This is a genomic window from Mucilaginibacter sp. McL0603, from assembly GCF_049992945.1.
GTDB lineage: Bacteria > Bacteroidota > Bacteroidia > Sphingobacteriales > Sphingobacteriaceae > Mucilaginibacter.
The window spans coordinates 3801910-3827082 of sequence record NZ_CP188251.1 but is presented as its reverse complement, the minus strand read 5'-3'; the positions used below and the strand labels follow the sequence as shown (position 1 = coordinate 3827082).

The 25173-nt window shown below is 38.8% G+C and carries 24 protein-coding genes and 1 pseudogene; 16 read left to right on the top strand and 9 right to left on the bottom strand.

The genetic code is table 11. The annotated features are described in order from the left end of the window. Nucleotides 1-5: 5 nt before the first annotated feature. Nucleotides 6-1028 (bottom strand): glycosyltransferase family protein, encoded by a 1023-nt coding sequence (locus tag ACPPVU_RS17530; RefSeq protein ID WP_426667826.1) that lies wholly within the window; start codon nt 1026-1028, stop codon nt 6-8. 178 nt (nt 1029-1206) lie between these two features. On the opposite strand from ACPPVU_RS17530, the gene ACPPVU_RS17525 reads away from it, so the two are divergent. The 3 genes from ACPPVU_RS17525 to ACPPVU_RS17515 all read left to right on the top strand — a co-directional run bounded on the left by ACPPVU_RS17525 (nt 1207) and on the right by ACPPVU_RS17515 (nt 4091). Next, nucleotides 1207-1788, top strand: coding sequence for an HD domain-containing protein (locus ACPPVU_RS17525; RefSeq protein ID WP_426667825.1), 582 nt, complete (start codon nt 1207-1209; stop codon nt 1786-1788). A 156-nt stretch (nt 1789-1944) separates the two neighbouring features. Then, nucleotides 1945-3570 (top strand): ArnT family glycosyltransferase, encoded by a 1626-nt coding sequence (locus tag ACPPVU_RS17520; protein WP_426667824.1) that lies wholly within the window; start codon nt 1945-1947, stop codon nt 3568-3570. Nucleotides 3571-3605: 35 nt separating this feature from the next. Further along, nucleotides 3606-4091, top strand: coding sequence for a hypothetical protein (locus ACPPVU_RS17515; protein ID WP_426667823.1), 486 nt, complete (start codon nt 3606-3608; stop codon nt 4089-4091). 71 nt (nt 4092-4162) lie between these two features. Here the strand turns inward: ACPPVU_RS17515 and ACPPVU_RS17510 are convergent, their stop codons facing one another. Continuing rightward, nucleotides 4163-4351, bottom strand: coding sequence for a hypothetical protein (locus ACPPVU_RS17510; protein ID WP_426667822.1), 189 nt, complete (start codon nt 4349-4351; stop codon nt 4163-4165). 511 nt (nt 4352-4862) lie between these two features. Between ACPPVU_RS17510 and ACPPVU_RS17505 the strand changes: the two are divergent. Then, nucleotides 4863-6399, top strand: a pseudogene (locus ACPPVU_RS17505) (IS1182 family transposase). A gap of 155 nt (nt 6400-6554) precedes the next feature. On the opposite strand, the gene ACPPVU_RS17500 reads toward ACPPVU_RS17505, so the two are convergent. Further along, complete coding sequence (locus ACPPVU_RS17500) at nt 6555-7283, bottom strand: DUF4397 domain-containing protein (RefSeq protein ID WP_426667821.1); 729 nt, start codon at nt 7281-7283, stop codon at nt 6555-6557. A 149-nt stretch (nt 7284-7432) separates the two neighbouring features. On the opposite strand from ACPPVU_RS17500, the gene ACPPVU_RS17495 reads away from it, so the two are divergent. The 4 genes from ACPPVU_RS17495 to ACPPVU_RS17480 all read left to right on the top strand — a co-directional run bounded on the left by ACPPVU_RS17495 (nt 7433) and on the right by ACPPVU_RS17480 (nt 11893). Continuing rightward, nucleotides 7433-7753: a phosphoribosylpyrophosphate synthetase gene (locus ACPPVU_RS17495; RefSeq protein ID WP_426667820.1), complete on the top strand. Its 321-nt coding sequence runs from the start codon at nt 7433-7435 to the stop codon at nt 7751-7753. Nucleotides 7754-7765: 12 nt separating this feature from the next. Then, complete coding sequence (locus ACPPVU_RS17490; RefSeq protein WP_426667819.1) at nt 7766-8227, top strand: DinB family protein; 462 nt, start codon at nt 7766-7768, stop codon at nt 8225-8227. 164 nt (nt 8228-8391) lie between these two features. Further along, the gene (locus ACPPVU_RS17485; RefSeq protein WP_426667818.1) at nt 8392-10152 is read left to right on the top strand and encodes an ABC transporter ATP-binding protein; all 1761 of its coding nucleotides are present in this window, start codon (nt 8392-8394) and stop codon (nt 10150-10152) included. Next, nucleotides 10133-11893 (top strand): ABC transporter ATP-binding protein, encoded by a 1761-nt coding sequence (locus ACPPVU_RS17480; RefSeq protein ID WP_426667817.1) that lies wholly within the window; start codon nt 10133-10135, stop codon nt 11891-11893. The genes ACPPVU_RS17485 and ACPPVU_RS17480 overlap by 20 nt, the downstream gene beginning before the upstream one ends. 85 nt (nt 11894-11978) lie before the next feature. On the opposite strand, the gene ACPPVU_RS17475 is transcribed toward ACPPVU_RS17480, so the two are convergent. Together ACPPVU_RS17475 and ACPPVU_RS17470 are read right to left on the bottom strand one after the other, a co-directional pair. Continuing rightward, nucleotides 11979-13166, bottom strand: coding sequence for a Gfo/Idh/MocA family protein (locus ACPPVU_RS17475; RefSeq protein WP_426667816.1), 1188 nt, complete (start codon nt 13164-13166; stop codon nt 11979-11981). 124 nt (nt 13167-13290) lie between these two features. After that, on the bottom strand, nt 13291-14133 hold the full coding sequence (locus ACPPVU_RS17470) for a phytanoyl-CoA dioxygenase family protein (protein ID WP_426667815.1): 843 nt from the start codon (nt 14131-14133) through the stop codon (nt 13291-13293). A gap of 166 nt (nt 14134-14299) precedes the next feature. On the opposite strand from ACPPVU_RS17470, the gene ACPPVU_RS17465 reads away from it, so the two are divergent. After that, nucleotides 14300-15004, top strand: a complete 705-nt coding sequence (locus ACPPVU_RS17465) for an NUDIX hydrolase (protein WP_426667814.1) — start codon at nt 14300-14302, stop codon at nt 15002-15004. Between the two features lie 7 nt (nt 15005-15011). Here ACPPVU_RS17465 and ACPPVU_RS17460 read toward each other — a convergent pair whose 3' ends face one another. Next, nucleotides 15012-17156 carry a sensor histidine kinase gene (locus ACPPVU_RS17460; RefSeq protein WP_426667813.1) on the bottom strand — a complete coding sequence of 715 codons (2145 nt, stop codon included), beginning with the start codon at nt 17154-17156 and terminating at the stop codon, nt 15012-15014. A 125-nt stretch (nt 17157-17281) separates the two neighbouring features. On the opposite strand from ACPPVU_RS17460, the gene ACPPVU_RS17455 reads away from it, so the two are divergent. Further along, complete coding sequence (locus tag ACPPVU_RS17455) at nt 17282-17734, top strand: response regulator (protein WP_426667812.1); 453 nt, start codon at nt 17282-17284, stop codon at nt 17732-17734. 198 nt (nt 17735-17932) lie between these two features. Further along, entirely contained in the window at nt 17933-18949 is a 1017-nt protein-coding gene (locus ACPPVU_RS17450; protein ID WP_426667811.1) for a PorP/SprF family type IX secretion system membrane protein, read from the top strand. 5 nt (nt 18950-18954) lie between these two features. On the opposite strand, the gene rpoN is transcribed toward ACPPVU_RS17450, so the two are convergent. Beyond that, nucleotides 18955-20433 (bottom strand): RNA polymerase factor sigma-54, encoded by a 1479-nt coding sequence (rpoN, locus tag ACPPVU_RS17445; RefSeq protein WP_426667810.1) that lies wholly within the window; start codon nt 20431-20433, stop codon nt 18955-18957. 175 nt (nt 20434-20608) lie between these two features. On the opposite strand from rpoN, the gene mscL reads away from it, so the two are divergent. Then, nucleotides 20609-21013 carry a large-conductance mechanosensitive channel protein MscL gene (gene mscL, locus ACPPVU_RS17440; protein ID WP_426667809.1) on the top strand — a complete coding sequence of 135 codons (405 nt, stop codon included), beginning with the start codon at nt 20609-20611 and terminating at the stop codon, nt 21011-21013. An 86-nt stretch (nt 21014-21099) separates the two neighbouring features. On the opposite strand, the gene ACPPVU_RS17435 is transcribed toward mscL, so the two are convergent. Further along, the gene (locus tag ACPPVU_RS17435; protein WP_426667808.1) at nt 21100-21978 is read right to left on the bottom strand and encodes a ChaN family lipoprotein; all 879 of its coding nucleotides are present in this window, start codon (nt 21976-21978) and stop codon (nt 21100-21102) included. 144 nt (nt 21979-22122) lie between these two features. Here ACPPVU_RS17435 and rpmH point away from each other — a divergent pair, with 144 nt between their 5' ends. From rpmH to tsaB, 4 genes are all read left to right on the top strand, one after another. Further along, the gene (gene rpmH, locus ACPPVU_RS17430; RefSeq protein ID WP_426667807.1) at nt 22123-22281 is read left to right on the top strand and encodes a 50S ribosomal protein L34; all 159 of its coding nucleotides are present in this window, start codon (nt 22123-22125) and stop codon (nt 22279-22281) included. Between the two features lie 61 nt (nt 22282-22342). Then, nucleotides 22343-22735: a ribonuclease P protein component gene (gene rnpA, locus ACPPVU_RS17425; protein WP_426667806.1), complete on the top strand. Its 393-nt coding sequence runs from the start codon at nt 22343-22345 to the stop codon at nt 22733-22735. Then, complete coding sequence (gene yidD / locus ACPPVU_RS17420) at nt 22732-22974, top strand: membrane protein insertion efficiency factor YidD (RefSeq protein ID WP_426667805.1); 243 nt, start codon at nt 22732-22734, stop codon at nt 22972-22974. The genes rnpA and yidD overlap by 4 nt, the downstream gene beginning before the upstream one ends. Before the next feature lie 5 nt (nt 22975-22979). Next, on the top strand, nt 22980-23666 hold the full coding sequence (tsaB, locus tag ACPPVU_RS17415) for a tRNA (adenosine(37)-N6)-threonylcarbamoyltransferase complex dimerization subunit type 1 TsaB (protein WP_426667804.1): 687 nt from the start codon (nt 22980-22982) through the stop codon (nt 23664-23666). Here the strand turns inward: tsaB and ACPPVU_RS17410 are convergent, their stop codons facing one another. Next, nucleotides 23667-25100 (bottom strand): DUF5723 family protein, encoded by a 1434-nt coding sequence (locus ACPPVU_RS17410; protein ID WP_426667803.1) that lies wholly within the window; start codon nt 25098-25100, stop codon nt 23667-23669. Nucleotides 25101-25173 lie beyond the last annotated feature (73 nt).

Genomic DNA, 25173 nt, shown 5'->3' with positions numbered 1-25173 from the left:
AAAAATTACACCTTAGTAGCGCTTAGTAAAGAAAGCGATGGTTGAGAATGCTTTTCTAAAATCCGTTCTAAAATTTCCCGTGTATTGTCCGGATAATTCACACCGATAACTTTTCCATTATCTATCCAGTTCATGATGGTTTCATCATGTTTGGGTTTGAGGCTTTTTATTACCGGAACGCCCATGGATTTTAAAGCTGCAGCATTCAGGTGCTGTTCATACTGGCTCTTCATAGGGATTACCAGTACCTTTTTCTTCAGAAATAATGCCTCAGCCGGCGTTTCAAAGCCTGCACCGCAAAGTACGCCCGCCGATTGCGCCATGCTTTTTATAAATTTCTCGTTATTTATAGGCTGAATAGAGACATTCTTATGCTTCAGTACTTTTTTATTGTGTTTCGAAAATACATCCCATTCCACATCTTTAAATTCTGACAGTCTTTTAATCAATCTGCTGTCATCATAAGCAGGCAGGTAAACTGTATAATGGCCCTTAAATGTTATTTTTTGTTCCCTTACTTGTTTACGAATTACCGGGGTGAAGGTATTCTCATCAAAACTTTTAAAATGGAAGCCGTATTGTACGGTTACAGGTGCGTAATTTTTAAGGATAAGTTTGCCCACCATATCAGAATCTTCAGGCTTGGGAGCCGAATCTGATAGTACCGCCGCCTGGTGACTTAACCCAATGCAGGACTTATTCTTTAAATAACATGCCCATGCGGATACCGGCTCAAAATCATTGATCACTAAATCATATTCCTCAACGGGCACTTTGTTGATCTCTTTAATAAAATTACGGAACCTGGATTTGTAAAATGATTTCCACAGATCCACACCACCTGACTTTCCAAAGATGAAACCAAAGCCGTTGAACTTGTATTTTACCGGGAAAGGAAGGGTAAGATCACCCTGGGTACCACTTACAAGTACATCCACGTCAGCCATTTCTTTTAACAAAGGAACAATATCCATTGATCTGCTTAGATGCCCGTTACCTGTTCCTTGTATGGCGTAAAGTATTTTCATCCGAATTTTATAAATATTCAAAGGTAATTATGCAACCATTAAGCTCATGTTAAGTTTTTATTAAGTGTTACCTGTATGTTATATAATTTATCAACATTAAGAAACTATTGCGATTACATCATGTTGTCTTAATAGTATAATAATATCTGATTCCTTTATTTGTATAAAGCTAAAATTTATGAATGTATCAGTTTTAAAACCAGAAACCATCATTAATGAAGTGTTTGCCTTGTATGAAAAACATGAAAAAAATGATCAAACAATTGAGCCTGTATTGAATTTAGAGCACGTATCCCAAGCTGCTGCGTTGGCCGAAGAAGAGGGGTTTGAAGATGAAGTAATATTGGCCGCATTTTTTCATAATATCGGGTATTTGTTTACGATGGACGAAAAGACAAAGAGTAAGTTTGATCCTGATAATATTGACCAGGAAAGATTAGGTGCCGATTTCCTTCGCGAGCGTGGTTTTTCTGAGAGAATAGCCAGTTTAGTTGAAAGCAATGTAATAGCTCAAAGATACCTTAGCTATAAATATCCTGAATATTACGATCATCTTTCGGATGCCGACAAATTAACACTTGAATTGCATGGTGGCCCAATGACTATCAAAGAAGCTGCAAAATTTGAACTTAACCCTGATGCCGATGTGTTTTTACGTTTACGCTATTGGGATGATAAAGCAAAACAGGTAAATAAGCAATTGCCAGATATTCGTCACATCAAGTTATTGATGATGAGCCATCTGTATAAGAATAATTGAGCAGTCTGTAACATCTGTTAAGCTCAATAAGTTTACAGTGCTTCTTTTGTGCTATGTTGTAAGTGATCATCATTTTTAAAAAAGTGTGCAAATAATTCGTAATTCTTTTAAAGAATTGCTCACTTTGCAGACCGGGAAAATACCCTGCTACTAAAAATGAAGAAACTAACCGAAGTTAATGCGGCCTCCTACACCATCGCATTGATCCTAATCACCTTTGTATTACGTATTTTTATTGCTGCATACACCGGGCTGGGCATAGGCGAAGCCTATTATTTTCGGGGTGCTGTACATCTTGAACTAAGCTATTTCGATCAGCCGCCATTATTCTTCTGGTTAAGCGGAATCACCATAAAAATATTCGGACTAACTAAGTTAGGTTTAAGGTTCCCGGCAGTGGTACTCTTTGCTGGGACAAGTTGGTTTTTATTTTTGATCACTAAAAAGCTATTTACAGCAAAAGCAGGTTTCTGGGCAGTTGTTGTGATGAATTTAAGCGCTGTATTTACAGTTGCTATAGCCTGTTGGTTCCAGCCTGATGCACCGTTAATGTTCTTTTGGCTGGCGAGTGCCTATTTCATCGTTCAACTGATGTTTGGTCGGGAAAACGAAAGTCTGCAGGAAATCAGAAACAGTCGCCGTACCTGGCTATTATGGATCATGACAGGTGTTTGTCTGGGCCTTGCAACTTTAAGTAAATATCATGTGCTATTTATTTTTGCCGGGGTATTTTTATTTATAGGTACCAATAAAGATCAAAGACATTGGCTCTGGCACCCGGGCCCATATGTGGCGATACTAATTACTATTATTTTTGCAACCCCGGTATTATGGTGGAACTATAATAACAACTGGGCGTCCTTTGTTTTTCAGGGCTCACGTGCCGGTACAGGTAGTAAATTTCAACTGCATATTGATTGGTTTTTACGGAGTATACTGCTGCAATCGGTATGGCTATTGCCGTGGATATGGATACCTACCGTTCGCGAACTTTTCAGGTCGTTTAAAAATCGACTAACTTCAAAAGCTTATAGCTTTTCATTTTGGCTTTCCATATTGCCCATTGTATTCTTTACCATTGTTACTTTATGGGCCGATCTGCAATATCACTTTCACTGGCAGGCGCCAGGATACATGATGCTTTTTATACCATTAGGGTTTGCCATTGACAAGAAGATAAGTGAAGGCGGACTAGCAGGGCGTGGTACCAGGCGCTGGCTCCGGTTTTCAGCTTGTTTTACGGTGATCACTATCGGGGTTTTGAGCATTCACATGGTTACCGGTTTTTGGCAATCTTATGGTCCCAAATGGGTAGTGCATACATTTCATGGTGATAATGTAGATCCAACTATACAAGGGATCGACTACGATGACATCATGACACGTTTTGAAAAGGAGGGCTGGCTGCAGAATAAAAAGATATTCGCGGGTAGTACCCGCTGGTGGCTGACCGGAAAAGAAGACTGGGCGCTAAAAGGTAAAAAAGAGGTTATTTGTTTTAGTAATGATCCGCGCAACCTGGCTTTCCTGGTTGACCCTAAAACCTTGTTAGGACAAGATGCTATCATTATCGTCCAGGATAATCAGCCAAGTGTCGATGCAGATGTAAAATCATATTTTGATTCGGTAAAGCAATTGCCAGATATTGAAATAGTACGCCACGGTATCGTCGAATTGCATTTGCAGGTTTATTATTGTACAAATTTTCATCAATCGATGCAAGCCCGTCCCGATATGCCGCTGTATCGTCAGTTAAACGGTTTGCCTCCATTTGGAAAATAGTTAAAAAGAAATGAAATCTTAACCCCCTTAATAATATGAAGATCTTATTTGTTTTTTTATTACTTATCATTTTCGCTGGATGTGGTCAAAACAATGCTAATCAGCAATTGCAAGTTCAGGTTGACAGCCTTCAGAAAAAACTGAATGATATTTATAAGCCAGGTCTTGGCGAATTTATGTTGGGCATTCAGTTACATCATGCTAAACTCTGGTTTGCCGGGACTAATCAAAATTGGAAGCTTGCCGATTTTGAGGTACACGAAATAGGTGAAACGTTAGACGATATCAAAAAATACTGTACCGACAGGCCCGAAGTAAAAAGTATTGGTGTGATAGATCCTGCTATAAAGAGTATTAATGAAGCAATAAAGCAAAAGGATATCCAATCGTTCAAAAAGGGTTTTATTGAATTAACCAACAATTGCAATAACTGTCATAAAAGTAACAATCACGAGTTCAATGTGATAACTATACCTAACGCACTTCCGGTAGTAAACCAGGATTTTAAACCGGCAAAATAGGTCGGTGCCCAAATAAAAAAGCCTCACTTTAAGAGAGGCTTTCGATCAGTTAAAAGATGTTTACGAATAGATTATCTTACAGGGTGATGATCGTGTTCTTCTTTAACAAATTTCTGAAGAGAACCGTCCTCATCTATAGCCCACTCACTAAATTCAATAGGAGCTGCTTTTTTGTTTTTCTTTTTCTTTGGCCCGGCTAATGGAAGCACTATGGCCAATAGTAAAGCACTTATTTCAAGTACCAGGTATATCGTTGTCATGTTAATTATTTAAGATTAACCTTTAAGAAGCAATTTTGTTGCCAGTTGTACGGAATCAGATAAAAAATGTTTTATAAATGACTGATATTGTAGTATTTACACCATCTATATAATGTTTCTAAAGGATGTATTTTTTGCAAGTCTTCTCATTTTAATAGCATAGTTTTATCAAAATGAGAACACAACTATGGTTTTGATAGCAGTCCGCTAAAATGTTGCTTTTGAAAAATGAGAACGAATAATTCTGTTTATGACACGCTTGTCTGACATAATTTAAAAATATGATATGACTGAAATTTCTACGCCAACCCCAAAGCAATCATAATGATATGATTTTATCAAAATGAAAAAGGAGGCTGTATCATAAATCATGATCAGCCTCTTTTAATTTTGCAGTAATTTCGAAGTTTAGCACAGGTCGGCGAAAGGTAATTTATTTTACATTTTTATGGCGATTATTTGTTTTAATGATCTGATTTTCATATATTTATGTATAATAAATATATGAAATATGGCAACAAATCGACCAGTTTTCAAGCCTTATGATCAGCAACAAATCCTTGCGATACCACCCACGCTGGAGGAACTGATTCCGGCCTCACACCCTGTCCGGGTTGTAAATGAGGTGATTAACAAGCTCAATCTCGAACCTTTATTAAAAGCATATCATATTAGAGGCAGTTCCAGCTATCATCCGCAGATGTTGCTCAAGGTGCTGGTTTATGGCTATGTGACCAATACCTATTCCAGCCGTAAGCTGGCTGCTGCCTGTAAAGAGAGCGTGTATTTTATGTGGTTAAGTTCGATGAGCTATCCTGACCATAATACCATCAACAGGTTTAGAGGTGTCCGGCTAAAAAATGCGCTTCGCAGTGTATTTGAGGATGTGGTCAAACTGCTGGCAGAGGAAGGCCTGCTGAGTATTGAGGAGGTCAATACGGATGGGACGAAGATCGAAGCGAGTGCCAATAAATATACCTTTGTCTGGAAGAAATCTATCGGGACAAACAAGGAAAAGATGAAAAAGCAGCTGACCGAAATTTGGCAGTATGCCCAGCAGGTAGCCTCGGACGAAGACAAAATGCCTGATCCGCCAGACTTTACGACGATCGACAGCAGCAAGGTAAAGGCGACCGTTGATCAGCTAAATGAAAAGCTGTCCGGCAAAGAGAACATCGACAAGAAGATCAAATCCAGGCTGAAATATGTCACCAAACACTACCCTGTAAACATCGTTAAATATGAACAGCAGGAAGCTATCCTGAAAGAAAGGAACAGCTACAGCAAGACAGACCCGGATGCTACCTTCATGCGCATGAAAGAGGATCATATGAAAAACGGGCAGTTAAAACCGGGCTACAATGTCCAGATCTCTACCTCTAATCAGTTCATCGTTAACTATACCATTCATTCCAATGCCACAGATACGAACACCCTGAAGGCCCATTTGGAACAGCACGAGGCCAGCTTTGGCAAAGCACCTGTTGTACTTATTGCCGATGCCGGGTATGGCTCTGAAGAAAACTATACCCTGCTTGAAGAAAAGGGGACCATTGCTTTTGTAAAGTATGGCATGTTCGATAAAGAGCAAAATGAGCACCACAACAGCAAGCACCCTTTTGCCGCCAATAAGCTTTTTTATGATCAGGAAAAAGACTGTTACATCTGCCCGATGGGGCAGCAGATGCACTTCACCGGTACCGGCACCAGGAAAACCAGCACGGGATTTGAACAGACTGTAAAAAGATACCAGGCCGGCAATTGTGCCAACTGTCCGCTGAACGGTGCCTGTCATAAGTCAAAAGGTAACCGGATCGTTGAAGTTAATGAAAACCTGAACCGGCTGAAACAAAAAGCCTATGAATTGTTAAACAGTGAACAAGGCATACAGCGGCGAAAGAAAGCGTTGCTTTGACGTAGAGCCAACTTTCGGAAATATCAAACAAAACCATGGGTTCAGAAGATTCCTTCTCCGTGGTCAGGCGAAGGTTGAAATAGAATGGGGATTAGTTGCAATTGCACAAAATCTAAGAAAAAAGGCAGCCTGAAAAGCCTTTTTTCGCCCCTTTTTACCGCAATATCCATTCGTGAAGTGACAAACCAATAAAACATTGTATGCAAACTGATGAATCAGCTGCAAAATAAAGAGGCCGCACCATTTGATTTATGATACGGCCTCTTTTAAAGCTTAACCTATTTCGTCTTAATAATAATAGGCGTTAGTGATGATGCCAACTGCTGGTTTGTCGTTTGTATTTGAAGAACTGGCAAGTCCGTGAAACCAAATGGTATAAACCAGTCCAGTATTAATGGGTACGTTGGAAAGCGTAGCTAAAACTGTGCTTGTTCCATGCTGAAGAACATTAAATGTGTAGGTTTTGCCTCCCTGCATTGGTAAAAACGAAGAGTATCCTTTAAATGCCTTGTTCGATACAAAAGCGGCACTATCCTTTACCGCCAGATCAACAGCGGGAGCATCGGGACTAATATTGACAAAACGGATGCTGGCTTTTCCTGTCGCTGGTTTGCTTATAGAATCAGTCAGTAAAAGAATTGCCGGGCTTGCCGATGTTGATGATGCATTGGTAAGGAACAAGGAATAAGCAACATTAGTATTCAGAGTCACCGTGTCAGAAAAGAGTTTATTGGTACTCCCCTGGGCGTAAAAATTCACTGTCCGCTGTCCTGTATACGCTCTGAAATAATCGATGTAATCACCATAGTTGACAGGGCCTGTGTTTACTTTATTGCCGTTCATGTAAAAATCCAGCGCCGGTTGATTGGGTGATGCCTGGATGAAAGAAACAAATGCGACAGGCGGGGCATAATAACTGTTACTGCTTTTTAAGCATGATGATAATAAGGTAGATAGCAAACACACCGCACATAGTCTGGCCATCCATTTTCCTGAAGTGTTCTTGTAGATTTTCATAAATGAAGATATTTTGTTGTTATTTATATAAGTACATTACGCATCGGGGGTATAAGACGCTACATTGTAAATGAAATTTTAAGGATAATAGGGTAGTTTTTTGCTAATTTTGGCCTTATATTGTAGTTATAGTTAAACTCACAAATACCATGAAACAGCAATTTCATTATGCCACTATTACTGAGGCAATAACACAGCTCCATAAACAAGGTTATACTTTAGATTTTGATCTGAAGAAGGATAAACTGACAGCTGATGGTAAAGATTACCCTGCTGACGATTTTGAAATTGCTGATCTTTATCGTTATGAAGGGGCTTCTGATCCTGCCGATGAAGCTACTGTTTACGCATTAGTATCCAAATCTGGTTTAAAAGGATTGCTGGTTTCGGGATATGGGGTTTCTTCGGATTCTGCATCAGAGGAAACGTTAAAACAGTTGCATTACAAATACCAGGAAAGTAAGGCATAGAACATCACATTAATGCTATATCCTTCATTAAAAAGCCGGCTAAAGGATCAGCATACTTCGCTTGCTATATTAATTACTGATCTGGATAACAATAAATTAAGCTATCGGCCGGAACCCGGCAAATGGAATATTCATGATAATATTGCCCACCTTGCCGTTTATCAGCCAATATTTATTAACCGCATAAACACTATCCTCGAAAAAGATAAGCCAACCTTCAATCCTTACAGGGCTGATGATGATCCGGTTTTTTTAGCGTGGCGGGAATGGGATATAAAAGATTTGCTTACCAGGTTAAATGAAGACAGGGAACAACTTTATCAATTGATCACTAATTTATCAGAACAGAAACTTGGGCGGACAGGCACTCATCTACGGTATGGAACGCTGACCGTTACACAGTGGACAGAATTTTTCCTGTTGCATGAGGCTCATCATCAATTTACAATCTTTAAACTAGCACAGGGTAATTAGACGATATTAGCTTTTTTAGAAATTATAATTTTTTTAAAATGTTTTTCCTTGTTGTTCGTCTACAAATTTGACGGCAATGATGGAATTATAATTTTTGATACCGCCGTCGTAACAAAGCTTTATTATTTTTACCTAACCAAAATACGACATAATCAAACCCTGATATGCCAGAAAAGAATAAGCCTCAAGATAAGAAGCCCGGTATTTTTAGCCTGCTTAAACCATATAACGGATTGGTGTTTTTATTGATCCTGTTTGCCATTTTTAGTAATAGCGCAAGTTTGTGGCTGCCAAAAATAATTTCGCACGGTATTGATGATTACATCCGTAGCTTGACGACGAGGATACATTATGATGTAAATCCCACCTTAATTAAATTTTCTGCTGCCATATTATTCATATTTGTTTGTTCATGGGTGCAGAGCATCATTCAGACTTATACTTCTGAACGAGTGGCACGAGACCTGCGTACCAGGCTATCAGATAAAATATCAAGGCAAAGCAGTGTTTTTATTGAACAGGCAAATCCGTCAAAATTGCTAACCAATTTAACTGCCGATACGGATTCGATAAAACTTTTTGTATCACAAGCACTGGTTTCTATTGTATCATCAGTGTTTGTTATTATTGGTTCGAGCATTATGCTGCTTACCATCAACTGGAAACTGGCCCTGTGCGTGATCGCAATCATTCCTATAATCGGAATTACGTTTGCGGTTGTGTTGAAAAAAGTAAGGGCGTTATTTAAAGAGAGCAGGGCGGTTATTGACTGGTTGAATAAAGTGATCAATGAAAGTATTTTAGGCTCAGCTTTGATAAGGGTAATTAACTCGCAACAACTGGAGTTCGATAAGTTTTTAAAGGCCAATACCAAAGCCCGGGATTATGGCCTTTCTATTCTGCGCCTTTTTGCCGGACTTATCCCGGTGATCACCTTTACAGCTAACATGGCTATGTTGAGCATATTAGCATTAGGCGGGCATTTTGTCATAAACAAAACTCTGTCGCTTGGTGATTTTGCCGCCTTTAACAGTTACCTGGTGCTGCTTATATTTCCAATTTTGGTGATTGGTTTCATGAGCAATATTATAGCACAGGCCACGGCTTCTTTCGAACGTATTTATGTTGTACTGGATGCCCCAGATTCGCCGGAAACAGGCACAGTAATAGAGCCATTGCGCGGTGATATTGAATTGAAGGATGTAAACGTGATCTATGGACAGAAACCCGCATTAAAGGATATTTCTTTTTCAGTTAAAGCAGGTTCAAAGATTGCCGTTATTGGCCCGACAGCGGCTGGCAAAACGCAGTTGTTGTATTTGCTTACAGGATTGATAAAATCCAATTCGGGAGAGATACTATTTGACGACAGAAGCATCGACGATTATAATAGCGAATCCTTTCACAGCCAGGTGGGTTTTGTTTTCCAGGATAGCATCATCTTTAATATGAGCATACGCGAGAATATCGCTTTCAGCGATACGGTAACGGACGAATCACTCGAAAAGGCAATTGACACTGCCGAGTTACGTGATTTTATTGATTCCTTACCAAACAAGTTGAGTACTATAGTTTCCGAACGCGGATCAAGTCTTTCAGGAGGACAAAAACAGCGGATAATGCTTGCAAGGGCATTGGCAGTAAACCCAAGAGTTTTATTGCTGGATGATTTTACAGCACGGGTTGATAATAATACCGAAAAGAAGATACTTGAAAATGTACAAAAGAACTATCCGGGATTAACACTGATCTCGGTTACACAAAAAATAGCTTCGGTAGAGCAATATGACCAGATTATATTATTAATGGAAGGCGAAATTGTGGCCACCGGCAAGCACGACGAATTAATGCATACCAGCACCGATTACGTACAGATTTTTAACTCGCAACAAAGTACCAGCAATTATGAATTACGATCTAAATAAGTTTTCGGAGCAACAGGAAAAAACATCAACCCTGGCAGCTTTGAAAAGGCTGCTGGCTTTGATCGCGCATGAGAAGAGAAATCTTTGGCTGGCATTGATAGCTATATTGATCAATGCATCGGTAAACTTATTTGGTCCGCTTTTGATAGGGCATGCGATAGATAAATTCGTTATTCCGGGTAATTACCATGGCGTATTGGTTTATTCGGGCATTTTGCTGGGGATGTATGTATGTGGTCTTGTTGCCAGTTACCTGCAAACCAAAATGATGGGTGGCGTAGGTCAGCGTATGTTGTATACTTTGCGTAATGCTATATTCAACAAACTGCAACAATTACCAGTGGCATTCTTTAACCAGAACAAGGCGGGTGATTTGATATCACGGGTGAATAATGATACTGATAAACTGAACACTTTTTTCAGCCAATCGCTGATGCAATTTGTGGGCAGTATTGCCATTATGATTGGTGCGGGAATATTTTTGTTAAGCATTAACCTGAAATTAGGGGCTGCTACGCTTATACCTGCAGCACTAGCATGGATTTTCACCAAAATATTTTCTCCCTGGGTAAAAAGAAAGAATGCGGCCAATTTAAAAAGTGTAGGAGGGATGAGCGCCGAAATACAGGAAAGCCTGAATAACTTTAAGGTAATCATCGCTTTTAACCGCAGGGATTATTTTAGAAAACGTTTTGATGGTGCGAATAAAGACAATTACGCCACTTCTATAAACGCAGGCATAGCCAATAATATCTTTTTACCGGTATATAGTCTACTTTCTAGTGCTGCCCAACTAGTAGTATTGGCTTACGGTATTTATTTAATATCTATTGGTAATTTTACCGTTGGCTTATTGGTGAGTTATTTATCTTACGCCAATAGCTTTTATAACCCTTTAAGGCAGTTAGCTACCTTATGGGCAAGTTTCCAAACAGCTATGGCGGGATGGGATAGGATATCGCAAATATTATCACTTGAAACAAACCTGGTAACAGTAAAAGAGCAAGTTGCAGAACCATCTGCTTCGCTCCTGGAATTCAGAAATGTACATTTTGCGTATCCGGGTGGTAGTGAGATATTACATAATATCAACTTTAAACTCGAACGCGGTAAAACATATGCTTTGGTTGGGCCAACAGGTGGTGGTAAAACAACTACGGCATCAATAATTGCCCGTTTGTATGATCCTACAAAAGGAACTGTGTTTTTGGATGGGAAAGACATTCGTTCTTATCAACCCGAAGACCGTACACAAAAAATCGGCTTTATATTGCAGGAACCATTTTTATTTACCGGGACAGTGAAAGAGAATATCCTTTATGGTAATGAACTGTACAAGAATTTTAGCAACGATCAGTTAGAAGAGGTTATTAAAACAGCCAATCTTGAAAGCCTGCTGGCCATATTTGAAAGCGGGTTAGAGACTAAGGTTTTATCCAGCGGCGACAGTATCAGCCATGGACAAAAACAGTTGATCGCGTTTATGCGTGCGGTATTGCGTAACCCTGAAATACTGATACTGGACGAAGCGACAGCAAACATTGATACTATTACAGAACAATTACTCAGCGATATCCTGAAAAAATTACCAGAAACTACCACAAGAGTAATTATAGCACACCGTTTGAATACGATTGAGAATGCTGACGAGATCTATTTTGTCAACTCAGGTGAAGTGATCCCGGCAGGTTCATTGGACGATGCTATTAATATGCTGTTGCATGGGAAACGTGTTAGTTGATTAAGTGAGTGGTTGATTAAGTTGAATGAGTTGTTCTAACTTAATCAACCTAGTCCAACTTAATCTAACCAATCAACTAAATAAATCACAAATCCCTGCGCACAACCTCACCAGTCGTTTTATGCTTCAGGATCAATTTTTTCTCACCGTTTGGCAGGATCTCCTCTTTGATCAGGTAGTAATCATCATCATACGAGGTAAAAGCGTGCCCTTCAGTGATATCAGTCCTCCCTCGCCATACATCCAGTTGCACGGGTTCCCAGTTGCGTGATTTGGCTGATTTATAGGCTGCATCGATAATGCAGTTAACAACATATCCGTCGTAAAAGCTTTCCAGCGGTTCACGTTTTTGCTCGATGGACTCAAACATATCTGTAAACATATGGCTATAACCTAATTCGTGCACTTCATCGCCAACAGGGAACAGCCATCCACTGATTGATTCAGCCTTTTCAGCTACATAATTGGTGCCTTTACCAGTGGTGAACATCTCAAAGCCGGTGCGCAGGAAATTATTGAGCCATATTGTTCCTTCGCTACCCATTACCTCATCGCGCAGGTCCATGCCGCCGCGGAAACACCAGCTTACTTCAAACTGGCCGATCACACCGTTAGCATACTTTACCAAACCGATAGCATGATCCTCAGCAGCAATAGGGTGTACTTGTGTAGCGGCCCAGCACATTACTTCTACAGGTTTTACATCTTTACCAATAAAGTTTCTTGATATTTCAATACAATGGCAACCAAGATCAACAATGGCACCGCCACCTGATTGCTCTATGTTCCAGAACCAGTCACTGTGCGGGCCAGGGTGAGTTTCCCTTGACTTTGCCCACAGTACCCGACCTATACTGCCTGCTTTTACGCTGTTTAGCGATTTTAAAAACTTTGGAGTATAGCAAAGATCCTCCAAATAACCACCCATGATACCGGCTTTTTCAACCAGTTCCATCATCTTTTTTGCTTCTTCGCCTGTTCTGCCTAAAGGTTTGGTACAAAGCACATGCTTGCCGGCTTTGGCACAGGCTTCAATAGCAGCAAGGTGCAGATCATTTGATAATGCGATCACTACCACATCTACTTCAGGATGCTCTATAACCTCTGCCATATTGTTGCTATGGTGTGGCAGACCATAATCTTTGGCAAATTTTTCGGCTCTCTCCGAACTACGGGAATAAACGCTGTGTAAAGTATCCTTTCTGCGCTGTGCTGCAAGCGAATCAGCATAAAAGCGGGCTATAAAACCCGAACCAAGCATGGCTATTTTCATATGTTATTATAGTTGTAAAGTTTGAAAGTTGTAAGGTTATTATTGTTTTGTAATATTTATAATAATTGAGATTGTTGGATGTTGGAGCAGGCTGAAATTTTCCAGCTTTTCAACCTTCCAACTTTTATTTTTCCCATCCTGTGTCCTTTAATGCCGGATCATTTTCTTTTTTCAGGAAATCATTGTTTGATAGTGAGCCGGCTTCCCAATTCAGAATTGCTTCATCCGGCACTATTTTTACAGGGGTTTTCCATGATGTGGATGTTTCGTTATAGGCCAGATTTGATTGGGAGCAATAACAGGAAATAATAGACCAGCGTGGGTGATCAGACAAATTAGCCTCTGACCGATGCAATAAATTACTGTGAAAAAATAGGGCATCCCCCGGTTGCAATTCGCTATAAACCGATTCCATTGTTTGCAGCGCATTATTCACCATTGTCATATCCGCACCAACCTGTTCACCTGAAAAGCCATGATTTACCCTTCCCAGCTTATGTGAGCCTTTGATTACCTGCAAACAGCCGTTTTCCTTATTTGCCGCGGTCAGTGCAACCATTACGCTCATTAATTGATCGGGATACATAAATTGATTCTTATACCAGTAGCCATAGTCCTGGTGCCATTCCCAGGCACCGCCTACTTTAGGCTCTTTTTGCATCAGTTTGGAGTGAAAGTGACAAACTGGTGCATCGCTATCCAGTAATTGTGCCACTGACGAAACTATCTTCTCACTGCGGGTGAGATAGCCAAACACATCATTCCCTGGTGTGAACCATAGAGATAAACGTGTTTTTTTTCCGCTAAGGTCGTTCAGATCTAAAGCATTCTTGCTCATTGCTTCGTCCTCGATTGCAGTTTTATAAAGCTTATCTGTTTCGGCCTTTGAGCAAAAGCCCTTAACTAAAAGATAACCATCACGATTGTAATTGGCTATTTGTGCTGCAGAAAATGTTTTGGAAGACATAATAATTGGTTTACAGGATAAATCTATAACATTACTCTTTTATTTTAAAAGACCTTTTTAAGAAATTGTTTTAATTTAGGTTCGTGTAATATAAAAAATACGATTGTCTTATTAATTTTTTATTACTGCAATTTATTTTTACACTTGTACATATAGTATTTAATACATGCAAAGATATACCGGCCAAAAAAGAATTTTAGTAGCTACTGATTGTATCATATTTGGGTTTGATGGCTGGAATATAAAACTATTGCTGGTGCAACGGGCTATTGAGCCCGAAAGACATAAATGGAGTTTAATGGGTGGATTTATACAGCCATCAGAATCACCGGAAGATGCCGCTATACGTGTATTAGAACAACGTACAGGATTGAAAAATGTATACATGGACCAGTTTCATGTATTTGGAAAACCTGATCGTGACCCAGTTGAAAGAACACTTTCTGTAGCTTATTATGCTCTGATAGATATACATCAATATGAAAAACAGATCAATGATGAATATCACGCAGAATGGTTTTTATTAAATGAACTACCTGAATTGATATTTGATCATGCTGAAATGGTTAAACTGGCTATGCGCCAGTTGCGCTACAAGGCAGCTTTGCACCCGATATTATTTCAACTATTACCCGAAAAATTTACAATCCCGCAATTGCAATCGCTTTATGAAGGGGTTTATCAAACTGAATTTGACGACCGTAATTTTAGTCGTAAATTATTGTCGACAGGTTTGCTGGTGAAACTTCCTGAAAAAGATAAGATGTCATCAAAAAAGGGAGCATTTTATTATCAGCTTGATCAATCACACTATAAGGAAAACTTTGAGTCGTTTTTAAACCTGGTTCCAAATCCGGATAAGTTCTTTTAGGTTTAGTTTATTCAAGATTTTTTGGCAGAGCGATAGTGAATTTCGTGCCTTTTCCTGTTTCAGACTCAACAGTAATGGCACCGTGATGAGCCTCAATTATGCCGAAAACGATTGACAAACCTAAGCCAGTTCCTTCACCCACTTCTTTAGTAGTAAAAAATGGCTCAAAAATGCGCTGTTTTACCTCGTTATTCATGCCTATTCCTGTATCTGTAATTTCAATGGTTATATAGTCGGGATAATCACTTGTTACGATCATAACACTTTCATTATCCTGTTGTTCTTTAGCTTTTATAGCCTGTATGCCATTGTTTATCAGGTTCATTAAAGCCTGGTTTATTTTTCCGGGATAGCAATTTAAAAGCGGTAACTTATTTAAAACAGGCTTAATTTCAATATTGTAGGGTATAGAACTTCTCAGCAATACCAGCGTATTTAATATGGCCTTATTAATGTCAATAGATTTTGAAATCAATTCGTCTGTCCTGCTAAATGTTCGCAGGCTTTGCACAATTTCGGTAGTGCGGTTAGCACCTTCTTCAATGCCATCCAGTAGCGACAGTACCTCTTCTTTTAAAAAAACCAGGTCAATACTTTGTTTCTTCTGTCCGGCTTGATGTAATAATTCTTTCCTGTCTGGCAGAACTCCCGCCTCGTTATATTTGTCCATTAATGCGAATATCTCCAGGAAATCCAGCCGCAAAGGCTTTACGTTTGAGCTTACAAAATTAATAGGGTTATTAATTTCATGGGCTATACCTGCGGTAAGCTGTCCTAATGAAGCCATCTTTTCTGTTTCTATCAGCTTCATCTGAGCCAATTTAAGATCTTCTATAGTTGAAGACAAATCCTGATTAGTTTGTATTAGTTGCTGGGTGCGTGCATTTACTTCTGATTCCAGTAAAATATTCTGCTCGGTTATAAGGCGTTCATTTTCTTTGGCTATAGTGAGTGAAAGCAATTGCGTGTCGTTGTTTTGCCGACGGTAAAAGTTGATCTTATCAGCAAGTGCTATCGAAAATAACATAAGCTGAAGTGTCGAACTATAAATTATAATATTTGATGTAAAAGCATTGTGTACAATATAGCCTCCCTGATAAGCAATAGAAATAAGCATGGATACAAGGAACAAGCTCCAGCCAAACATAAAATATTTGGCCGGACTAAACCCTTTAAAGTACAGCAACCCGCCTATAAATAGCAAAGCTATCGCTGTAAGTGAAGAGGAAATGGTTATTAAATCATTGGTGAAACGCACATTGCCGGTTATGATAGCTATCAATGCTATAGTATATATCGCGTATAACAAATAGTAATACTTAAAATAAGATTTTAAATTTTGCTTAAGTTGTAAAAATTCCGATGCAAATAATATTATGGAGTATCCGAATAATATTTGGGTAAATGGAATGAAATAATTACCTAATATTACTTTTTTACTTATAAAAAAACTGATCCCATAACCGCGGAGAAGGATTTGTGATAGACCCAAAAATATGATATAGGAAATATAGTACAGATAGCTCAAATCGCGGACGATAATAAATAGCATTAAATTATATAGCGCCATTATCAATATAATACCCATAAAGCCACCTGTAACAATATTCTCAAAATCTGAGCTTTTAAAAAAGGCATTTGCACTGCTTATCTGAATAGGTAATACGCCTGATGCACTGCTCCTGATCCTCAGGTAAATAGTTCTTACCGAGTCAGGAAAAATAAGACAATTGATCAAGTTGTTATTTTGTTTGATTAATTTAGAATCACGTGAGGGGATACCCGAAGTCAAATTAATAATGTGAGTGCCTTTCTCAGGGTCGGCAAAGTATGCGTCAAAATTATCAATAACACTTTGTTCTATGGTTATAGGCATAAATGCGCGGGTGGTTTTATTCTTTACTATAAATTTTATCCAGGTAGTAGATTTTGAATATTTGAGTACAGGCAATGAAGAGCTAATAGGGTGGAATGCAGTATTCGATATAATATCATTTATTGTATATGTGCGTGTAGGGTCCTCAAATTCAAGAAAATACTGATGCGTAAGAAGCCGTGTTTCGTTTTCATGAATCGTTAATGTATCTGTCTGAAAAGCAAAAATTAAACTATTTTGAAGTAACAGGCATATGATTAACAATATTTTTTTCATTTTTACAAATGCTTCTTTTACAGGAGGTGTGATATTACAATAAAATTGCGTAAAAATTAAACTTTCAAGTATTTTTCGGGTTTTAAATTATACGTGGTATCTCTCTTTTACCTAAAATTTGATTTATGCCTTACGGAGTACTATACGTAGATGATGAAATAAATAATCTTAATAGTTTTAAAGCTGCTTTCAGACGCGACTTTGAAATTTATACAGCACAGTCGGCGCGCGAAGGGCGTAAAATTTTGGATTCCTGTGAAATTGGGGTAATTATTACTGATCAGCGCATGCCTGGTATGACTGGTATTGAGTTTCTTGAATCAATATTGGGGGTATTTCCTGATACGATCAGAATTTTATTAACAGGATTTTCTGACATGAATGCTGTAATGGATGCTATAAACCGCGGACAGGTGTATAAGTACCTGGTAAAGCCATGGCAAAATGATGAATTGAAGCTTTATATTCAAAATGCGCTGGAAATATATCATTTACGCAGGGAAAATAAAGACCTCGCCCATAAGTTGCAACTGGCAAATAAAGAGTTGGAATTGCTTAATAAATCTCGTAATAATTAATTCAGAAGTATTTCTATCGACAGACATTTGTACTTTCTCTCTTTCTTCCGTATAAAATATCAATACACTAATATAAAAGAAGATTATATTCGTAAATTAGTTGCATCTATTGCAAAAGCTGAGTGAGCGTTCTTGCTATCATTCAAATATAAACCTTATGGATATCACAAACTGGAGGACGGTGTTTAACGGGCAGGGATGAAGAAACTTTTACACGTATTATTTATTTTTAGCCTAATGCTTCAGTTAGCGGAAGCACAGCAAAAACCGCAGTATACGCAGTATGTTTTTAACAATTTGTTGCTTAACCCAGCCGTAAGCGGCATTGAAAATTACATAGATCTTAAAGCGGGTTACCGAAGCCAGTGGACCGGACTACAAGGAGCCCCTGTAACAAGCTATCTTACCTTTAGTGCACCATTTGGCTCTGACTTTGTTCGGGGTGATGCTGCTGCCATGTCTCCGGGTAATGAGGCAAATCCTTATAGTCATTTATATACCCAAAATTACCAAGCAGCTGAACCGCATCATGGTATTGGCTTTATGGTAGTGTCTGATCAGGCAGGTCCCATCAGTACTACCAATATTGATGCTACTTACGCCTATCATTTAGGCATATCAAGCACATTTAATTTATCGGTAGGTGTTGCGGCTGGCTTAAATCACAACAGCTTGAACATAGCTGATCTCTCGCTCGAAAACCCGCTTGATCCGGTAATTGCGAATGGTAATAACAGCCAATGGAAACCTGATCTGAGTGTAGGGATATGGGGCTACTCTTCAAATTATTATTTCGGGGTATCGGCCCAGCAATTATTATCTCAGAATTCATATTTTACTACAACCAACGCGTCTAACCAGGCTAAAACAGTGCCGCAATATTTTATAACGGGCGGTGTGAAACTTTTTCTGTCGGATGATATGACACTGATGCCATCAGCCTTGTTAAAAATACTTAACCCTGAACCTGTTGCTTTTGATATAAACATGAAGCTTGCTTTCAAGGATAGGTTTTGGATTGGAGCATCATACCGTAATCAGGATTCGGTTGCCGGATTGCTGGGTTTTAATCTCAGTTCGCTTATCAATGTCAGCTATTCTTATGAATATAGCACCTCGGCATTGCGTACGGTAAGTAACGGCACGCACGAGATCGTGTTGGGCCTTATGCTTAATAATAAGGATAGGGAAATATCGCCACGTAATTCGTGGTGACAGGATTAAAGTTCTTTTCGTAACCGGGCAACGGGGATATTCATTTGCTCACGGTATTTGGCAACGGTACGGCGGGCGATATTGTAGCCGTTCTCTTTTAATATCTCGGTTAATTTTTCATCAGCCAGGGGATGATGCTTGTCTTCTGCACCGATGTGCTCTTCCAATATTTTTTTAACCTCTTTGTTTGATACCTCTTCGCCGCTCTCAGTTTGAATAGCTTCTGAGAAAAAAGATTTCAGGAGATAGGTGCCATGTTCTGTCTGCACGTATTTTGAATTGGCAACCCTTGATACAGTTGAAATATCCATGTTTATCCTGTCCGCAATATCTTTTAATATCATCGGCCTCAGGTTTTTATCATCACCGGTCAGAAAATATTCGTATTGATATTGCATGATGGCGTTCATGGTCTTTAACAGTGTTTGCTGCCGCTGTTTAATAGCATCGATAAACCATTTCGCCGAATCGAGCTTTTGTTTTACAAATTGCACCGCTTCCTTCATTTTTTTATCTTTTTGGGAGGCTTTGTCATAATGCTCAAACATTTCCTGATATGACCGGCTTACACGAAGTTCAGGAGCATTTTTTGAGTTTAAAGTCAGAATAAGTATACCATCGTTGTTGGCGATATGAAAATCAGGTATTACCTGCATCTGCTTGGTGTTCATTTCGCTTGAGTCGCCAGGTTTAGGATTCAGTTTTAAGATTTCATTTATAACTGCCCTTAACTCATGAGAATTCATGTTAAGCGATTTTTCAAGCTTATCGTAGTGCTTACGTGTAAACTCATCAAGGTAATGCTCAACTACCTGGATAGCTTTTTTGATTATAGGGTCGGCAACAGCATCTTTTCTCCTTAGTTGTATCAGCAAGCATTCCTGCAGACTACGTGCCCCAACACCCGGCGGATCAAAACTTTGAATCACTTTCAGCATTTCTTCAACCTCTTCATCTTCTGCAAAGATGTTTTGTGAAAAAGCCAGGTCATCGGTTAGTGAGGTGATCGACCGGCGCAGGTAGCCATCATCATCCAGACTGCCTATTATTTGCTGTCCGATTCTGAAATCTTTATCAGACAGAGGAAGAAGGTCGAGCTGAGCCTGTAAATTTTCAAAAAATGAGCTTTGTACGGCTATCGGTATTTCTTTACGGTCATCATCATCGTCACCATTCTGGTCATATCTTGATCCGTATTCGTTTAGGTTATCTTCCTGGAGATAATCATCGATGTTGAATTCGTCTGCGGGGCCCTCGTTCTCATCGCCGTTATAGGTATCTTCTTCTGGATCACGGTCGGGGTATTGCTCTTCAGGCTCGTTCAGATTAGTTAAACTTAGATCTTCAAGTGCCGGGTTTTCTTCAAGTTCTTCTTTTATACGTGTGTCAAGAGATACAGTAGGTACCTGCAACAATTTTATAAATTGTATTTGCTGTGGCGACAGCTTTTGTAAAAGTTTCTGTTGAAGATTTTGTTTAAGCATAATTAGACAGCCAAAAATACATCAATTAACATAAACTTGAAACATTAACTTTTGATGCACTAAGACCAGGACAACCTTTAAACGTAGAAACAGAATAAGTGTTTAATTAAAGGCCCGCAATAAATCTTTTTTTCTAATTAAATATTTTAATACATTTAAACATAAAATCTCACTTATGGCCATTATCAAAGAGTTTAAAGAATTTGCAATGCGGGGGAACGTGGTTGACCTTGCAGTAGGTGTTATCATCGGCGTGGCCTTTGGTAAAATCGTCACCTCGCTGGTAAATGACGTAATTATGCCTCCCATCGGATATCTTACAGGTGGCATAGATTTCAAAAATCTTAAAATAATGATAAAGCCGGGTGACCCCGCTAAAAAGATAGCTGCTGTTTCCATCAACTACGGAAACTTTATTAATACATTGATTGAATTTCTGATCATAGCTTTTTGTATTTTTTTAATCGTAAAGGCTATAAATTCAATGAAAAAACCTGAGGAAGCTGCTCCAGCTCCTGATCCAACAAAAGAAGAAGTGTTACTTACCCAGATAAGAGATTTACTGGCAAAGAAAGCTTAATAATTATCTTTTAGCTGCAACTTTGGTATTTGTAGATTATTTATCCATAATTTGGATGAAGAAGCAACTTATTGAATTAAATATCTTTAATAAGTCCTCGGAAGTTTTGGATCTGTTAAAAGGATGTAATCATTCTCTTTGCTGAATTTACTCCAATCAGGATGATCAAAATTTTCATCCGAAAAACAGGCTATGTTTAATATTTTAACCTTAGTTGCATATTTTTTTAATTGGGCAGCCGCGCCTAATTTTTCTTCGCTGTGAAAGCCGCCGTTCACCTGCAATAGTTTATAGTTATGGTGTTGTTTCAAAAAATTAGCTATTGACCAGCCCATGGTTGCATCCCAAAGATTTTGTGCCTGGTACATTTGCATTCCGCCCATAGCGCTATGGCCACCCATTATTTGTAAGAATTTATCATAATAAGCTCCGGTAGCTGTATCAATGGGTAGGGGCGGGAGCCATCCTTTAGCGGTAGCATCCAGTTCTTGCAAACTGGTTAGTCCCATTCTGTTCACCATATTAACATACCGTGCAGGTGCGTTTGCGGCAACAATTGACATATTGGCGCTTTTTGCAAGTTCAATGAGCGGACGATAATCTTTATAATTATGCCATGCACGGGCTTCGGTAATGAAATTTTTCTCACGTATCAGTCCGTTCAGATACTCATTTAGCACAGTTTGGCAATCGGTTTCAAACATCTCCATTGATAATGCCGCTTTACCCTGGTACTTTGATGCGAATAAATTAAATAATGTAAGTTCCAGAACGTGGCAGGTCGAATCATTATGTTCTTCGCCAAAAAATAGTACATCAGCGTTGTCCATATTACTAATGATATCCTCTGCTGATATTATCTTTTGATTTTTTGTATCATATATTTTATAATGCAAAGTGAAATTTTCCTGGCATAAAGCGAAAAACGGGAGTAATACAAATAGCAGAATTGCTGAAAATTTCATTTTACTTAAGATAAATTATAATAAGCCGTTAAATTACAATATGTAAAACCGTTTAACAAATAAGTAAAATGTATTTGAAAAGTTTAAAATTTACGCTACATTTGCACTCTTGTTTTTAAAAACGACGTATACAATAAAATAGCAATGAAAAGAACGTTCCAGCCTTCTGAAAGGAAAAGAAGAAATAAACACGGTTTCCGTGAGCGCATGTCAACTGCTAATGGCAGAAGAATATTGGCATCAAGAAGAGCAAAAGGCAGAAAAAGATTATCTGTTTCTGACGAACGCAGCCATAAAGCATAATTTGCTTATTCCCTTTGCTGGGCGCTGGCCGGGTGTGTTTTATTAAATTGCGGTTCTGGCCATGGGCAAAACATACACTTTTACAAAAGAAGAACGTTTATGTAATAAAAAGTTGATCGATCAGCTTTATCATAACGGTTCTTCTTTTTTGTGTTATCCTTTTAAGGTTTCGTGGCTTATTAATACTGATACACAACTATTCCCGGCACAGGTTTTATTTTCCGTATCAAAAAAACGGTATAAGAAAGCGGTAGACCGTAACCTGATAAAGCGACGCATCCGCGAAGCTTACCGTTTGCATAAACAGCAGCATTTATATTCTTTATTAGGGGATGCAGATAAAAGGATCGTGCTTTCGATAGGATTTATCGGTAAGGAGATTGCACCTTATGAGTTTATTGAGAAAAAGATCCTGAAGCTTTTAAATCAGCTTTTTGAGGAGGTTGCTAAATGAAGATGATCGCTGATATATTGAAACGCATAATCGGGGGATTTTTTGTGATCCTCATCAGAATATACCAATATTTTATTTCTCCGCTTACCGGTGCTTCCTGCCGATATACACCAACATGTTCGCAATATGGGGTTGAAGCAATCAAAAAACATGGGGCCTTTAAAGGCGGATGGCTAACTTTAAAACGTATTGCCAGTTGCAACCCCTGGGGAGGCCATGGGCATGATCCGGTACCTTAAATACTATGAGCCTGATACTACAAATTGAAACTGCAACCACAGTGTGTTCCGTAGCCCTTTCAGAAAATGGAAGTGTTTTGGCGTATAAAGAATTGGAGCAACGAAATGTGCATGCCGAAATAATCACTTTATTTATCGATGAGGTTTTAAAAACAGTTGATAAATCATACCAGGATTTAGACGTGGTAGCCGTAAGTTGCGGGCCGGGTTCATATACAGGATTGCGGATTGGCATCTCGGTTGCAAAGGGTTTATGCTTTGCCCTGGATATTCCTCTTATTGCTATTGAAACACTTGAAGGAATGGTTGATGGTATGATATCTCAAAATAGCTTTGATGATAATACATTACTTTGTCCTATGATAGATGCGCGCAGGATGGAAGTTTTTACTGCTGTATTTGATACTAAAGGAGTCAGAGTAAAATCTACTTCGGCCGAGATCATCGATGAAAATAGCTTTATAGACCTGCTAAAAACAAATAAAATGTTATTTTTTGGTGATGGTGCGGCAAAATGCAGTGAAGTATTAGGTGTAAATCCCAACGCACAAATTATTCCCGGGTTTATTAATTCGGCACGTTATATCACTAAAAAGGCAACAGAAAAATACCTGACAAAAGATTTTGAAAATGTGGCCTATTTTGAGCCGTATTATCTGAAAGACTTCATAGCAGGGAAAAAATCAGTCTGATTATTGGTAAGTCTTAAACAGCCTGTTCCACAGTCTTGCTAAGAACCCCTTTTCACCGGTAGGTATTGTGCTTGAGTTTAAAGGATGCTCAATTACAGGACCGAATTTTACGGCAAAGCCAAAAAAGATATCACCACCGGTATATGGGCCATTAGAGTAGGCTTCAGGATTGCTTTTTGCGCTGGCAAGCCCTGCCGTTTGGACAAGCCTGTCGCTACCAATAAATACCTCCATATTACTTGACTTGTACATTAGTTGCAAGCCTATATTAAACAGGTGCAGATTATCATAGGATGGAGTTAAACTGACATTCATATTGTCGAATTGGAAACGATTGACCATCGCTGCTGTGTAACCATTATAAAACAGCTCTTTTGATACGATAAGCGTTGGCGAATATTTAATAGATTTATCCGGGTTTAAGTCATAAGATTTATTGGCACTAAACTCAAACCGGCCATCTGTAGCGGTAGTGAATGATCCATATGTTGGAGTACCGGCAAGTATTGCATATACTGAATTATACAACGTTTGTTCCCGTTGTCTTGGTGACAAGCCTGCCAGGCCGGTAACCGCCGCTGTACTATTGAAATTGCTGACGAATGAGCCGCTGTACCAATGAATAAATCCCAGGTCTTTTATGTTAGCCTGTAAAGTGATATCGTCATCTGTCTGGTACGATGTTCCAATACTTATTTGGGCACCGGGATTACGTGAATTTGGTAAAAAACTACTCCCATCAAAGTTTCCTGGACTTTTACTCACATAATATTTGCCTCTTAATGAAATATCCGTTTCATCAGCTGCATTATTAAAACTTAAATGCGACTCATTGACATTGAGTTTGGTGTAATCAACCCCCATCAAAAACGACACTTTAAAACCAATTGCGAATTGACTGCTCAACCTTTCCCGGTAGGTAAGTCCAACAGCATTATAAATCTGGTTGTAAAAATGATCATTCAATACATTGTCGTAAATATTATTGGTGAAGAGGGAAGGTGCCTCAAATAAAGCTATAGTTTCGTCTGTAAAAGCTCCCGTCCCTTCTGATTTAAGTCCGGCAAAAATGCCAATTTCTTCATCTCCGTTGAAGCTGGCAAACATTTTAGCCATCAACGCATAACCTGTTTCATTAACACCTACATTATTATAGCTGCCATTTCCGATCTGTAACCCGGCCCCGGTGTAGTTGCTGCCAAATTTGCGGTTTATCAGCACTGATTGTGCGTTGCCTTGCAATAAAAAATTAGCATCAAAATTGGGTATCAAAAAATTAAATGCAAATTTTCGACTGCTATCCGGAATAAATGACCGCTGTGATGGATTTTCAAATGAATCAAACAGCGTGCCTGTATTGTATTGAGAAAGTTGTTGAGAAAAGCCCTTAGTAGTAATAAACAATAAACAAAAAATAGGTAGAATCTTCTTCATTATAGATGTTGTGCAGGAGCTTTATTAAAGATTTTAAAATATCTTCAGGGAACTAATTTAAATTATAAATTAA

Coding starts and splice junctions, on each gene's coding strand:
- ACPPVU_RS17530 (WP_426667826.1), bottom strand. CDS start 1,028: ATGAAAATACTTTACGCCATACAAGGAACAGGTAACGGGCATCTAAGC.
- ACPPVU_RS17525 (WP_426667825.1), top strand. CDS start 1,207: ATGAATGTATCAGTTTTAAAACCAGAAACCATCATTAATGAAGTGTTT.
- ACPPVU_RS17520 (WP_426667824.1), top strand. CDS start 1,945: ATGAAGAAACTAACCGAAGTTAATGCGGCCTCCTACACCATCGCATTG.
- ACPPVU_RS17515 (WP_426667823.1), top strand. CDS start 3,606: ATGAAGATCTTATTTGTTTTTTTATTACTTATCATTTTCGCTGGATGT.
- ACPPVU_RS17510 (WP_426667822.1), bottom strand. CDS start 4,351: ATGACAACGATATACCTGGTACTTGAAATAAGTGCTTTACTATTGGCC.
- ACPPVU_RS17500 (WP_426667821.1), bottom strand. CDS start 7,283: ATGAAAATCTACAAGAACACTTCAGGAAAATGGATGGCCAGACTATGT.
- ACPPVU_RS17495 (WP_426667820.1), top strand. CDS start 7,433: ATGAAACAGCAATTTCATTATGCCACTATTACTGAGGCAATAACACAG.
- ACPPVU_RS17490 (WP_426667819.1), top strand. CDS start 7,766: ATGCTATATCCTTCATTAAAAAGCCGGCTAAAGGATCAGCATACTTCG.
- ACPPVU_RS17485 (WP_426667818.1), top strand. CDS start 8,392: ATGCCAGAAAAGAATAAGCCTCAAGATAAGAAGCCCGGTATTTTTAGC.
- ACPPVU_RS17480 (WP_426667817.1), top strand. CDS start 10,133: ATGAATTACGATCTAAATAAGTTTTCGGAGCAACAGGAAAAAACATCA.
- ACPPVU_RS17475 (WP_426667816.1), bottom strand. CDS start 13,166: ATGAAAATAGCCATGCTTGGTTCGGGTTTTATAGCCCGCTTTTATGCT.
- ACPPVU_RS17470 (WP_426667815.1), bottom strand. CDS start 14,133: ATGTCTTCCAAAACATTTTCTGCAGCACAAATAGCCAATTACAATCGT.
- ACPPVU_RS17465 (WP_426667814.1), top strand. CDS start 14,300: ATGCAAAGATATACCGGCCAAAAAAGAATTTTAGTAGCTACTGATTGT.
- ACPPVU_RS17460 (WP_426667813.1), bottom strand. CDS start 17,156: ATGAAAAAAATATTGTTAATCATATGCCTGTTACTTCAAAATAGTTTA.
- ACPPVU_RS17455 (WP_426667812.1), top strand. CDS start 17,282: ATGCCTTACGGAGTACTATACGTAGATGATGAAATAAATAATCTTAAT.
- ACPPVU_RS17450 (WP_426667811.1), top strand. CDS start 17,933: ATGAAGAAACTTTTACACGTATTATTTATTTTTAGCCTAATGCTTCAG.
- rpoN (WP_426667810.1), bottom strand. CDS start 20,433: ATGCTTAAACAAAATCTTCAACAGAAACTTTTACAAAAGCTGTCGCCA.
- mscL (WP_426667809.1), top strand. CDS start 20,609: ATGGCCATTATCAAAGAGTTTAAAGAATTTGCAATGCGGGGGAACGTG.
- ACPPVU_RS17435 (WP_426667808.1), bottom strand. CDS start 21,978: ATGAAATTTTCAGCAATTCTGCTATTTGTATTACTCCCGTTTTTCGCT.
- rpmH (WP_426667807.1), top strand. CDS start 22,123: ATGAAAAGAACGTTCCAGCCTTCTGAAAGGAAAAGAAGAAATAAACAC.
- rnpA (WP_426667806.1), top strand. CDS start 22,343: ATGGGCAAAACATACACTTTTACAAAAGAAGAACGTTTATGTAATAAA.
- yidD (WP_426667805.1), top strand. CDS start 22,732: ATGAAGATGATCGCTGATATATTGAAACGCATAATCGGGGGATTTTTT.
- tsaB (WP_426667804.1), top strand. CDS start 22,980: ATGAGCCTGATACTACAAATTGAAACTGCAACCACAGTGTGTTCCGTA.
- ACPPVU_RS17410 (WP_426667803.1), bottom strand. CDS start 25,100: ATGAAGAAGATTCTACCTATTTTTTGTTTATTGTTTATTACTACTAAG.